At 50.8% G+C, this 13,520-nt stretch carries 9 protein-coding genes; 7 read left to right on the top strand and 2 right to left on the bottom strand.

Features of this window, described 5'->3' with window-relative positions; all coding sequences use genetic code 11:
* Positions 1 to 337 precede the first annotated feature (337 nt).
* From ACAW87_RS25715 to ACAW87_RS25700, 4 genes are all read left to right on the top strand, one after another.
* Positions 338 to 1,120 carry an outer membrane beta-barrel protein gene (locus ACAW87_RS25715; RefSeq protein ID WP_370726540.1) on the top strand — a complete coding sequence of 261 codons (783 nt, stop codon included), beginning with the start codon at positions 338 to 340 and terminating at the stop codon, positions 1,118 to 1,120.
* A gap of 27 nt (positions 1,121 to 1,147) precedes the next feature.
* Positions 1,148 to 2,647 (top strand): glycerol kinase GlpK, encoded by a 1,500-nt coding sequence (glpK, locus tag ACAW87_RS25710; RefSeq protein WP_370726539.1) that lies wholly within the window; start codon positions 1,148 to 1,150, stop codon positions 2,645 to 2,647.
* A 123-nt stretch (positions 2,648 to 2,770) separates the two neighbouring features.
* On the top strand, positions 2,771 to 4,396 hold the full coding sequence (locus ACAW87_RS25705) for a GMC family oxidoreductase (RefSeq protein WP_370726541.1): 1,626 nt from the start codon (positions 2,771 to 2,773) through the stop codon (positions 4,394 to 4,396).
* Positions 4,397 to 4,487: 91 nt separating this feature from the next.
* Positions 4,488 to 6,161, top strand: coding sequence for a hypothetical protein (locus ACAW87_RS25700; protein WP_370726538.1), 1,674 nt, complete (start codon positions 4,488 to 4,490; stop codon positions 6,159 to 6,161).
* 53 nt (positions 6,162 to 6,214) lie between these two features.
* On the opposite strand, the gene ACAW87_RS25695 is transcribed toward ACAW87_RS25700, so the two are convergent.
* Together ACAW87_RS25695 and ACAW87_RS25690 are read right to left on the bottom strand one after the other, a co-directional pair.
* Complete coding sequence (locus tag ACAW87_RS25695) at positions 6,215 to 6,832, bottom strand: porin family protein (RefSeq protein WP_370726537.1); 618 nt, start codon at positions 6,830 to 6,832, stop codon at positions 6,215 to 6,217.
* Positions 6,833 to 6,917: 85 nt separating this feature from the next.
* Entirely contained in the window at positions 6,918 to 7,541 is a 624-nt protein-coding gene (locus ACAW87_RS25690; protein WP_370726536.1) for an MgtC/SapB family protein, read from the bottom strand.
* 71 nt (positions 7,542 to 7,612) lie between these two features.
* Here ACAW87_RS25690 and ACAW87_RS25685 point away from each other — a divergent pair, with 71 nt between their 5' ends.
* The 3 genes from ACAW87_RS25685 (at position 7,613) to ACAW87_RS25675 (ending at position 13,418) form a co-directional block, all read left to right on the top strand.
* On the top strand, positions 7,613 to 10,627 hold the full coding sequence (locus ACAW87_RS25685; RefSeq protein ID WP_370726535.1) for an excinuclease ABC subunit UvrA: 3,015 nt from the start codon (positions 7,613 to 7,615) through the stop codon (positions 10,625 to 10,627).
* Positions 10,628 to 11,026: 399 nt separating this feature from the next.
* Positions 11,027 to 12,610: an endo-1,4-beta-xylanase gene (locus tag ACAW87_RS25680; RefSeq protein ID WP_370726534.1), complete on the top strand. Its 1,584-nt coding sequence runs from the start codon at positions 11,027 to 11,029 to the stop codon at positions 12,608 to 12,610.
* A gap of 127 nt (positions 12,611 to 12,737) precedes the next feature.
* Positions 12,738 to 13,418 carry a type 1 glutamine amidotransferase domain-containing protein gene (locus ACAW87_RS25675; RefSeq protein WP_370726533.1) on the top strand — a complete coding sequence of 227 codons (681 nt, stop codon included), beginning with the start codon at positions 12,738 to 12,740 and terminating at the stop codon, positions 13,416 to 13,418.
* Positions 13,419 to 13,520: the final 102 nt, after the last annotated feature.

The following is a 13,520-nucleotide window of genomic DNA, read 5'->3' as shown; positions in this document are numbered from 1 at the left end:
TTCCGAACAGAGCCGTTAAGCCCCGCACTGCCGATGGTACTGGTGTCACGACCGGGAGAGTAGGCGGTCGCCACCCCTAGACAACAGAGAGCTGCTTCGCAAGAGGCAGCTCTTTTTGTTGATACATACTTCAGAAATTGATCCGATTTAGTACGGATAAAACCCCGATTTTAAGGACATTTTTCAAGCTATATAACATCATTAAGGCAACGATAGTAACTACAATTTAGAGGTATAACAGTACGGTAAACTAGTCTGGCGAAAGTTAACAGTGAACCGTGATTAATGGGAGAAGATAGGATATCTTGAGACTTTTACCGGACAAAATCCATTGGTAATGAGTCGTTTATATTTATACATTGTTTTATGTTTATACCTTAGCCAGTTAGCCTTCGCCCAATCGACGGCCAATAAATGGAGCGAAAGTATCGGCGATCATTCCGTGGGTGTTCACGTATCAACCAGTCGGTATTGTGGTGATTTGAGCGAACGATATAATCTGGCTCATCTTCAATTTGGATGGGGTATAGAAGGCCATTACCGCTATCGATTTCATGAACGATGGTGCCTGATGAGTGATATAGGTTTATATCACATAAGAGCGACCCAGCAATACACCAAAAACGCCGCTAATCAGCTATCGTTCTATGCCACTAATTTCTCGGTCAATACCCGGGTAAAATGGGATATGCTATCCCCCGAGGTGGGTAATTTGTGGAATGTATTCTATCTGTTTGGCGGTGTAGGCGCGACAACTTTATCGCCATCTACTCTCCTGAACAACACTGTCTATTCATTACCTGACTTCAAAACCGAAGGCAACGAATACGCTTTGTGGGCGGCACAAGTCAACTATGGCCTGGGCTTCCCGATGGCCCTCAATAAATCGACGTTATTGAGTATTGAAGGTCGATATACGCATGTAAGAACTGATTACCTCGACGATGTAAGCACCGTGTATGTTGATAAGTCTGCTTCATCCGAACTGGAAAGAAACCTTGCTGATAAACGGATCGCATTTGGTTTGCCGCCAAACGTAATCGGGGCCACTCGTGGTAATCCGGCAAAAAACGATGGTTATTTTCTGCTTACTTTACAGATTATCCATAAGTTTCGATAATCAATTACTATTCCTAAACAGAACAGAATGGCTTCGTTTATTGCATCAATTGATCAGGGCACTACCAGTACCCGATGTATTATCGTGGACAAGCAGGGCAACATTCACTCAGTGGCCCAGAAAGAACATACCCAGATTTACCCCAAACCCGGTTGGGTAGAACACGATCCGGAAGAAATCTGGCAGAATACACTCGAAGTGATTGCAAAAGCCCGCATTCAACTCCGATTGACAACGCGCGACATTGAAGCGGTGGGCATTACCAATCAGCGGGAAACGGCCGTTGTCTGGAACAGAAAGACGGGGAAGCCCTATTACAATGCTATAGTCTGGCAAGATGTGCGCACTGAAGATGTGGTAGCAGAACTGGCCAAAGACGGAGGCGCTGATCGGTTTCGCGAAAAAACTGGTCTGCCACTGGCCACGTATTTCAGTGCGCTCAAAATCGGCTGGATACTCAACAACGTATCTGGCGTACGGGAAGATGCCGAACGAGGAATAGCCCTCTTCGGGAACATCGATAGTTACCTGATCTGGAACCTGACCGGCGGGCCTCAGGGTGGCAAGCATGTTACCGACGTAACAAACGCGAGTCGCACACAGCTAATGAATCTGCACACGCTCGATTGGGACGACGACATGTTATCGGTCTTGAATATTCCCAGAGCTATGTTGCCCGCCATTCGACCCAGTAGCGGGTTGTTTGGGACAATTACCTCGGAAGTAATTCCCGGCGTGCCGATAACCGGCGTTTTGGGTGATCAGCAGGCGGCGTTGGTGGGACAAACCTGTTTTGAGCCCGGTCAGGCCAAAAACACGTATGGTACGGGTTGTTTTCTATTGATGAATACCGGAACTCACATTCGCCCCTCAACCTGCGGACTGCTTACCACGGTTGCTTATCAGTTTGGTGACGAACCACCGCATTACGCACTGGAAGGGAGCGTAGCGATTGCCGGTGCCTTAGTACAATGGCTACGCGATAATCTAGGTATTATTCAAACGAGTGCTGAGGTGCAAACCCTGGCGGAACAAGTGGAAGACAATGGCGGCACCTACATTGTACCCGCTTTCTCAGGTTTGTATGCGCCCTACTGGCGAACCGATGCTCGGGGAATTATAGCTGGCTTAACCCGATTCGTGACCAAAAATCACATTGCCCGGGCTGCCCTTGAATCTACTGCTTTTCAAACCTATGATATGTTGCAGGCCATGCAGGAAGATGCCGAAATTCCCCTGAAAACGTTGCGGGTCGACGGAGGCATGGTGGTCAATGATTTGCTGATGCAGTTCCAGGCCGACATCAACAACGTACCTGTTATTCGCCCGAAGGTTACCGAAACAACCGCCATTGGCGCAGCCTACGCCGCAGGTTTGGCGGTTGGTTACTGGTCGTCTATCGATGAATTGAAAGCCAATTGGGGTGTTGAAGCCACGTTTACGCCCGCCATGGACGAGGAAAAACGAACCGATTTGCTAGCCCACTGGAAGAAAGCCATAGAGCGCTCATTCGACTGGGCCGTTTAAAGGGCCCCAACCCCCTGAAGGAGGCTAATGCTTTGCAAAGGCAAACCTGCAGCGCATTAGCCCTTCAGGGGGTTGGGGGTAAAGCCGAGAATAGGTAGAATTGAATCTGCGGTCTTATATATGATGTCATTCGATTATATCATTGTCGGTGCTGGCTCTGCGGGCTGTGTACTGGCCAACCGGTTATCGGCCGATCCGGCAGTAACGGTTTTGCTGCTTGAAGCTGGTGCACCCGATAAAAAACGGGAAATACACATACCGGCGGGCTATGCTAAACTAAACCGAACAAGCGTTGATTGGGCGTATTATACCGAAACACAGGAGCACGTAGATGGCCGACGGATGTTTTTACCGCGTGGCAAAACGCTGGGCGGTAGTAGCTCCACCAACGCAATGGCGTACGTGCGTGGTAATCGGGCCGATTACAATGCCTGGGCGGCAGCGGGTAACACGGGCTGGGACTTTGAAACAGTGCTGCCCTACTTCCTGCGGTCGGAGTGTAACGAGCAAATCAGTCAATTGGATTCCCGTTATCATGGCATCGATGGTCCCATGAACGTTACTTACGCAACGCGGTTTAAAACGCCTTTGGCCGATGCGTTTGTGGAGGCTTGTAAACAACACGGTATTCCCGAAAATCACGACATGAATGGGGCCGAGCAGGAAGGTGCCGGGTTGCTTCAATTCACCATCAAGAACGGGAAACGGCATAGTACCGCTGGGGCTTTCCTGAAACCTGTGCTGAATCGCCCCAACCTGACCATACGTACCCATGCGCACACGCAGCGTATTGTGGTGAAAGATGGACGGGCCGTTGGCGTTGAACTGACTACGGGTAAAAGCCTGACCGAAACAGTGATGGCCCGGCGCGAGATCATTCTGGCGGCGGGCTCTTTTAACTCACCACAACTGCTGATGCTTTCAGGCATTGGACCGGCCGACGAGCTACGGCGGCATCATATCGACCTGAAACTTGATTTACCCGGTGTAGGCCAAAACTTGCAGGATCACCTCTTTGTGGGCGTTAGTTCGCTGGCCAATCAACTGGTAGGAGTAAACCACTGGCTGAATCCGGCTAATCAGTTAAAAGGAATGTGGCAGTACGTAACGGCAAAAAAAGGCCCGTTTACGATCAGTCCGCTGGAGGCCAATGCCTTTGTGCGTACCTCTAACACGCTCACGCAGCCTGATTTACAGCTTCATTTTGCGCCTATTCACATTGGCGACGATTATAAAGCCGATTTCTACAATCCCGATACCTATCCGAAGAAAGCCGATGGCTGGTCTATCCTGCCAACTTTGTTACAGCCAACTAGTCGTGGGTACGTTGGATTGCGGTCGGCAAACCCGCTGGAAGCGCCGGTGATTCAGCCTAATTTTCTGTCGACCCAGAAAGACTATGACCTGCTGCTAACCGGTACAAAACTGGCGTTGGATCTGAATCGATCGGTGGCTTTTTCGCCGTGGCGGGAACGGGCCCTGATACCGGCCGATAATTCGTCGGACGAAGCGTTGATGGCTCACATTCGCAAAATTGTCGAGACGGTCTATCATCCCGTAGGTACGTGTCGAATGGGCAATGATGAAGGGGCTGTTGTGGATGCTCAGCTTCGTGTGCGGGGGATACAGGGCCTGCGCGTGGTGGATGCGTCGATCATGCCAACGATCGTTTCGGGCAATACAAACGCGCCGGTGATCATGATTGCCGAGCGAGCCGCCGATCTGATTCTGGGTCGCACAGGCGTGTAAACATCGGTTCAATAGTCAGCCACAACTTGAATAACGGCAGACAAGGCATGAATTTACCTACTTTTGGGACTGCAAAGTCCCTTTTTTATGCATGTCAGTTTCCAGTTCAAGTCTTACCCGCACAGCTGATCGTTGGGTTGCCGGTGCCATTTTCTTACTGGCCACTGCCTTTTACGCGGCCATTGTTCGCTATGCCATCAATGTACCTCAAGTCGATGATTATCTCTACATAGACAGTATTCGGCGCATTACCGAGCCGGGCACGTCCTTTCGGGAGGTGATCCGTTTGTTGGTAGAGCAGCATAATGACCACCGTATTTTGCTTTCGCGTCTGCTTGTTCTGGCCGACTTCTGGCTTGAAGGCCAGGTAAATTACCGAACGTTGACGCTGGTAGGCAGTCTGAGCATTGCCGGGTTATGTTGGCAAGTCTATCAGTTGTTTAAACGGGCGGGTCTTGCTTCGTGGCTGGTGTTGCCGGTGGCGTTACTAGTATTCCAGCCTTCGTATCAGGAAGATGTATGGTGGGTGCTGTGCCTGTTACAGCATACGCTGACGCTCTTGCTGATGATCGTCGTTTTTCGGCTGCTGGCTCATCCCGAAACGTCAGCGCAGATTGGCGCATTGGCGTTAGGTGGACTGGTCTTGTATTCAAACAGTAATGGCCTTTTTATGTGGGTGGCCGTTGTGGGTCTGTTAGTGTTGACTCGTCAGTGGCGTTGGGCCATCATCTGGATCATAACAGGCGTATTACTGATTGGTTTGTACTTCGGCGTCGATTACAATTTCATGGCGAAAGACTCGATGACGACGGTTGCTCAACACCCCAATTGGATCGTTAAAAGCATTGTCAGCTTTGCGGGAAGCGCACTTTATTTCGATCAGCGGCGCTGGCTGTTGTTGCCCGGTCAATGGGTTGTTCTGAGCGCGGGAGTGCTTGTTCTGGTAGTTATTGCCGGGAGCTGGTTACGCCTGTTGCTTAAATTAGTCAAACCAGCCAATGCCTCTCTGATTCCTTTTTTGGGACTGGGTCTTACGTTGATGGGGTCGGTGGTAGCGGCGGCGTTAGCCCGAAGTGATGGCAACCTGATGGTGATCGATCGCTATCAACTCTATGCGGTCTGGTGCCTGATTGTGGTGTATGGGTTGCTGATTATGCAGCTAACCGGCCGTTGGCGGCAAATTACCGGCTGGGTAAGCACCGGATTGACCCTGTGGTTTTGGGTGAATGCCTGGTTGTATTATGGCCCTATGTTAGCCGAACGCTATAACCGGCAGGTCGCCGAGGGTGTGGCCCTTAAATACTATCGGTATTCGGTAATCAGTCAGACATTTGGGCAGGATGCTTACTGGCAAAAAGGGTGGAATGAGGCGTTGAATCAGGGGATTTATCGGGTTCCTGCCCTTCCTGAAATCAAGGGCATCGAGAAAGCGATGCATTACCTGCCCGCTCAGGATTCCGTTACTACATTCACAACAGCCGCAAGGCCGGTAACGTACCTGAATACCGATGCGCTTTACATGGAAAACGACACGTTGCTGAAGCCTGATTTCGTGTATATCCGATCGGCCAACAACTGGTATGTGTTACCCGCACAGCGCATGCCGAAACCCATATTGAAACCCTGGTTGCCAGACAAAGGTGTGCGTTCGTCGGTATTGCCCGCTATGCTTCACGCAGGTACGTATCGCCTCGGCTGGATACGTCATACCGACAAAGGCTGGTTGGCTACCAGCACGCAGGACTCAGTACAGGTATTAAAATAACGCAGAAAGCCACCCGTTTGGAGTGGCTTTCTGCATGATAGAGTTGGTACCAGCTAGAAGAACAGAATTCGAATCGTGAACGGACTGTTACCGTAGAGGATCTGGTCATTGAACGTCCTGGAGTAACTTACATTATACAACGCCGATAGGTTGGCCGAAAACAAGCGTCCAATGGGTTGCGAATAAGTGGCTCCCAACCACGTGGCCGTTGATGAACCTGTTGTTCGACCCAAAAAAGAGGGTAACTGACCCGTAGCTTTATACGACCGCTGGTCGAGTTCAACGTGGGCGTAAATGTTAGGAATCAGGCCGGGAAGAATTTCGTACATGCCAAAAATTCGTCCTGAGTACTGATTCAAATTACCTCCGTAGAAGTTTTTGAAATTGGTGTACGTATAACCGCCACCGATGCCCGCCACAAAATGCTCGGTCACCTGATAGGCTACCACGGGCGATACGCCAAGACTAAATGGATTGAATTGAAGGGCCGAGATACCACCGCCAAACCGGATACGCTCTTTCAAGGGCAGGGGTTCGCCAGTTGGGGTTTGTGATTTCAAGGGCGTTTGGCCCTGGTCGCGGCGTTCTTCCGGGTCTTCGGTAATCTGCCCGAAGGCTACGCTACTGGTCAAGAGTGCAACCAGCAGTAAAAGATGATGTATCTGTCTCATAGTAATCCGCCTGGGCGGTTGTGTCACAACAAAAAGTCAGTGTAAATAACGATATAAAGGAGTGCTTTCGCGTAAAGTCGAGACGTTAAAACACAAACTCCTTCACGTCAGTATCATTGAGTAATCGCTTAATGCACTTCTCATGCGCCTCTTCAGGGCCGGAAACTTTCCAGCGCCCGCTAATCTCATTTCCTATACGCTGCTGCGGGCCTCTTCGTGGCGATAACCCGCAGTCGGTAAATACCCGTTCATACTGATTCAGGGTTTTGTTTTTGTAGTTGGTCACCACTTTGTATTCGCGGGTCTGATTGAGGCGGGTAATTCGGTACGAGAGTTTAGCCAGAAAAAGCAGCGACCCCATGATGATCGCGAATCCAATCAGGGCAATGTCGTAGTAGCCCGCGCCGATGCTCATGCCCAACGCCGACACCGACCAAACCGTAGCGGCCGTTGTGAGCCCTTTTATCCGACTTTCTTCCTTGTAAATGAGCCCGGCCCCCAGAAAACCAATGCCATTAACAATGTTGGCCGCAATGCGGTCGTCACCAATCCGGCTCGAAACCATGGTAAACAACGTGGCCCCCACGCAGATCATGATGGTGGTTCGAAAACCCGCCGCTTTGGAACGGTATTCGCGCTCGGCACCGATTAACCCGCCTAATAGCAGGGCTAGCGCAAGCCGGAGTAGGTCTTCCTGGTGAATAATCATAGTATCAGTTTACTGAACGTAGTGAGGTCATTTTCCGTTGAAAATTAGATAAGGTAACGCTAATTCAACGCATGATTCAACCCGCCGAAACCGATGTTATGGCCACCGCGCCAGACAGGTCGGTCGACCACCTCGACCCCAAACAGTTCATTATTATTAAGGGGGCGAAGGTACATAATCTGAAGAATATTGATGTGGCCATCCCGCGCAACAAGCTGGTGGTGGTAACGGGTTTGTCCGGCTCTGGCAAGTCGTCGCTGGCGTTCGATACCCTGTTTGCCGAAGGGCAACGTATGTACGTCGAAAGCCTTAGTAGCTACGCCCGGCAGTTCTTGGGGCGTATGGAAAAGCCTGAGGTAGAATACATTAAAGGTGTTTCGCCAGCTATTGCCATCGAGCAAAAGGTGACCTCACGGAACCCTCGCTCAACGGTAGGTACGTCGACCGAGATTTACGACTACCTGAAACTGCTGTTTGCCCGCGCTGGACGTACCTACTCGCCGGTATCAGGCAATGAGGTAAAACGCGATTCGGTAACCGACGTGGTCAGCTTCATTTTTGCGCAGCCCGAGGGTACGCGCATTATGGTGATGGCCCCGATGTACGTGCGCGAAGACCGTACGGTGGCTACTGAACTTAAACTGTTGCTCCAAAAAGGCTATACCCGTTTGGTAGCCGACGGCCAGGTTTTTCAGATGGAAGACCTGCTCGACGAAGCTACCAAACTGGCCGAAGCCGGGCAAACCGGTGATCTGGTTCGGTCATTACTACCCCGCCCCGACGCCACACTCGAAATCCTGATCGACCGCAGCACGGTGCAGTTCGACCCGCAGGGCGAACCCGATGAAGATACGCAATACCGACTGTCTGACTCAGTTCAAACGGCCTTTAGCGAAAGTGACGGATCGTGCCGGGTCGAGGTGATGGCTAGCGATGTTGTAGAGGGACAATCGCGGTTGTTTTCTGATCGGTTCGAGCTGGATGGTATTGCTTTCGAGGAGCCGAGCGTAAACCTGTTTACGTTCAACAACCCCTATGGAGCGTGCCGCCGCTGCGATGGCTTCGGGAAGGTGCTGGGCATTGACCCCGATCTGGTTATTCCCGATAAAAATCTGTCGTTGTTTGAAGGCGCAATTGCCCCCTGGCGGAGTGAGAAAATGAGCGAAGAGTTCATGAAACCTCTTCTCCGCAACGGCATTCGCTTCGACTTCCCCATTCATCGGCCGTATAAAGAGCTGACACCCGAACAAAAAGAATTACTCTGGACGGGTAACCAGTATTTCAGTGGCCTGAATGATTTCTTCGCCTTTGTGGAAAGTCAGACGTTCAAGGTGCAGTACCGGGTGATGCTGTCGCGGTATCGGGGCAAAACCACCTGCCCCGAATGCCGGGGTTCACGCTTGCGCCGGGATGCCAGTTTCGTAAAAGTGGCCGACAAATCCATTACCGATCTGGTGCTGATGCCCATTGCCGAATCGGCCGCTTTTTTCCGCACTATCGATATTCCCACTGCACAACGTCGCATTGCCGACCGTATTCTGATCGAAATTCAGAATCGCCTCGATTACATGGAGCGCGTAGGGTTAGGTTATCTGACGCTGAATCGGCTTACGAATAGCCTGTCGGGTGGTGAATATCAGCGCATTAAACTGGCTACATCGCTAGGCTCTGCGCTGGTTGGCTCCATGTATATCCTCGACGAACCGAGTATCGGGCTTCACCCGCGCGATACCCAACGGCTGGTGAGTGTATTGGAAACCCTGCGCGACATGGGTAATACGGTCATTGTGGTTGAGCACGAAGAAGAGGTCATGCGCGCCGCCGATCAGATCATCGACATAGGTCCCGAAGCCGGTTCCGGTGGCGGTCATCTGGTTTTCCAGGGAACCTGGGAAGGAATTGAGAATGAAGAATTAAGAATTAAGACGGTCCGCCGTAGCGGTGGCGCTGTTGAGTATCAGGGCGAAGGTGCGGAGCCATTCTTAATTCTTAATTCTTCATTTCCTTCCCATACCCTCGATTTCCTGACGGGTCGTGAGGTGGTGGCGGTGCCGACGTTCCGCCGGGTGCCTACGCACTGGATCGATCTGAAAGGCGCTCGGGAACACAATCTGAAAGATGTGGACGTGCGTTTTCCGCTCAACACCCTCACGGTGGTAACGGGCGTGTCGGGTTCCGGCAAATCCACGTTGATTCGGAAGGTATTATACCCGGCGCTGTCGCGGCTGAAAGGTGAAGGTGGCGAAGAAGCTGGTAAGTTTTCGGATCTGAAAGGCTCGGTCAACCGGATTATGGCCATTGAAATGATCGATCAGAACCCGATTGGTAAATCGAGCCGGTCTAACCCGGTCACGTATATCAAGGCTTACGATTACCTCCGGCAGGTTATGGCCGACCAACCCGTATCGAAAGCGCGGGGCTACAAACCCAGCCATTTCTCGTTCAACGTAGACGGTGGTCGCTGCGAGATTTGTCAGGGCGAAGGAGAAGTGAAGGTCGAGATGCAATTCATGGCCGACATCTACCTAAAGTGCGAAGGTTGTAACGGCCAACGCTTCAAGCAGGAGGTGCTGGAAGTAACCCTGGCCGAGAAAAGTGTATCGGATATGCTGGGCATGACCGTCGATGAAGCGATTGACTTCTTCCGGAAAGTGGAGCCGAAAATGGCTGATAAACTCATGCCGTTGCAGGAAGTAGGCCTGGGCTATATTGGTTTGGGGCAATCGGCCAATACACTGTCGGGCGGGGAGGCGCAACGGGTAAAGCTGGCGTCGTTTCTGGGCAAAGGCAATCCGAACAAAGGCCAAACGCTGTTCATTTTCGATGAACCAACAACCGGCCTGCACTTCCACGACATCCGCAAACTCTTGAAAGCCATCAACGCGCTGGTCGATCAGGGTGACTCGGTCATTGTTATCGAACATAATATGGAGGTCATCAAATCGGCCGACCATATCATTGACCTGGGTAAAGAAGGCGGCGACGCCGGTGGGTACGTTACCTTTGCGGGTACACCCGAACAAATGATCTTGCTGGAAGAAGGCATCAGCTACACCGCCGATTTTTTGAAAGGAAAGCTAGTGTAACACGGACTTTAGTCGGGGACGCCTAGTCCGTAATGCATAGTACCTACTGGATATTACTATTCAAGTCGTGGCCTCGGACCGCCTGCCAATCTCGATCAAACTAATCTAGTACGGACTGAAGTCCGTGTTACGTGCGTCATCTTAGATGACGCACGTTTTTTTGTGCCCTCATTTCTAAGGGCTTGCCCGATTGGGCGAATCGTGAACATTCAGTTATTAACCAATTGCTATACTATTATGATAATACAGGGTACTTCTATAGGAATACTTCATATAGCATATAACTTCTCCTGGACAAACTAGTGTGTTTTGTGCGAGAGGGTAAAAAAAGTATTCAATAAACCATAAACTTTCTTTATGAGAAAAATAGCTTTGGGGGTCGGAATGCTGCTAGCAGTCATGTCCGCCTGTAAAAAAGATGATGATGGCGGGGGAGTCACGCCCACACCGACACCGCCCGTTGTATTGGGAAGCGTACCGTTCAAATCGGTGGCTACATTTCCGATTGCGGTGGCCGCTAGTAACGGGGCTTTTCTAACCAATGCCATTTCCTCTACGCTGGTCAGTAGGGATTTTAACGGCATTACGTTTGAGAATGAAATGAAGAATAATGCCCTCTTGAACAGTTCCGGGGCATACAATTTCACAACCGCCGATGCCATGGTGGCTGCTGCACAAGCGGCTAATATGCAGATTCACGGGCACGTTTTAGCCTGGCACTCACAAACCCAAGGTACCTATTACAGAAGCGTGCTGAGTTCGGCTAGTCCGAGTGCCACAAACCTGGCTCAAAATCCTGGTTTTGAAACGGGCGATGCTACCAGTTTTGCCAATTTCTCTGTGTTTAACTCGGGTAATCCAGCTGGTACTGCCACCATAACGGTGGGTTCCGGCACGGCAGAGGTACGTTCCGGCACCCGCTCCATGAAAGTGGTAAACCCGACCGCCTACGATACTGAACATTGGCGTGTGCAAGTGGCTTCTGATCCTATTGCGCTCACGGTTGGGAAACAATATCAGGTTAGCTATTGGGTAAAAGCGGCAACAGCCGGTGGGTCTATACGGCTTTCTACCCAACCAACCCCCTTGTATCAGGCCGATCAGGCTATTGGCACTGCCTGGCAGCGGGTAACCTGGCTTATCACCGCCAATGAAGCGCAAACCCGTATTGTATTTGATCTGGGCCGCAACAGTAACACTTACTATATCGACGATGTAAGTGTGAATGAATTAATTGCTGCGGGCGGCGCAACCAATAATTACGCAAAAGTGGATAGCCTGCTTAAATTGACGATCCAACAGGTTGCCGGTCATTTCAAGGGAAAGGTGCGTGGTTGGGATGTAATCAACGAAATGTTTTCTGACGGGCCGGCCGGGGCAATCAGAAACAGCACGAATACGGCTAACGCTACCGCCAATGATGTTTTTGTCTGGAGCGACTACCTGGGCCGTGATTTCGGGGTAAAAGCATTTAAATACGCCGCTGAAGCCGATCCGGCAGCCAAGTTGTTCATCAACGACTACAACCTCGAGTTTTCGACCGCCAAGCTGGATTCACTGATCAAGTATGTAGCAGAAATCAGAAGCAAAGGGGCAAAAGTAGATGGTATAGGCACCCAAATGCACGTTAGTCTTACCACCAGCAGAGAGCAGATCGACAATCATTTCCGAAAACTGGCGGCTACTGGCTTACTCGTTCACGTTTCAGAACTGGACATAGGCGTTAACACCAACAATGCCACTACGTTACTATTTTCGGAAACCCTGGAAAATGCGCAGGCCGACATGTACGGTTATATTGTCACGTCCTACATGCGCAACGTGCCCAAAGCGCAGCGTTACGGCGTAACCATCTGGGGAGTTCTTGACAATCAAAGCTGGCGATACAGAAACGGGACTGATTTTCCCCTTCTATACAATCCGGCCGGTACTAAAAAGAAAGCGTACGACGCCGTGTTAAATGCTTTACGGTCAGGGTTATAATTATTCCTGATTGGCGGTTTTATAATTTCTTTCCTGCTTAAACGCAAGTAAAGCAGGGTAAGTAGCAAAGCAAGCTAAATTTGTTTTGCTACTTACCCTGCTTTACTTGCGTTTAAGCCGTATTTCTATGAAAGCCCTGATTGTTTGCACCAACCACACGGATTACCTGACGAAGCCTCAGAAAACGGGCCTATGGCTTAGCGAAGCCACCCATTTCTACGATGAACTGCAGGATCGAAATATTCAGTTCGACTTTGTCAGTCCCAAGGGCGGAGCTATTCCACTCGATCAGCGAAGTGTAGAGTCGCGGGACAACACGAATGATAAGTGGATGCACAATCCGGTTTTTCAGGAAAAGCTGGCCAGTTCGCTACGTCCCGATGAGGTCAATGCTGCTGATTACCAGATTATTTACTTCACAGGTGGGCACGGGACCATGTGGGATTTTCCTGACAATGAGGCCCTGCAAGCCATTACCCGGCATATCTACGAGCATGGCGGTATGGTGGCAGCAGTGTGTCACGGTGTGGCGGGGCTGTTGAACGTGAAACTGTCTGATGGCTCGCCGTTTCTGAAAAATAAGCAGGTAACAGGCTTCTCGAACATGGAAGAGAAAATTGCCCGACTGACCGAAGAAGTGCCGTTTTTACTGGAAGATGCCCTGAAAGAACGCGGCGCTATTTACAGCAAATCGCTGATTCCCTACGTACCCCACCTCGAAGTAGATGAACGCCTGGTAACCGGCCAAAACCCCCTCTCAGCCCGTAAGGTGGGGAGAAAGGTGGTGGAAGAGATGTTTGAGAAATAGGGGAATAAAGGAGGAAAGGGCGGAAGGGGAAGAAAGGGAGGAAAGGGATTGCTTACGCAGGAGCAGTTAAGCGTGCGTAAGCAATCCCTTTCCTCCCTTTCT

This window comes from Fibrella aquatica (assembly GCF_041321135.1).
Classification (GTDB): domain Bacteria; phylum Bacteroidota; class Bacteroidia; order Cytophagales; family Spirosomataceae; genus Fibrella; species Fibrella aquatica.
This window is presented reverse-complemented; position numbering and strand designations above follow the sequence as displayed.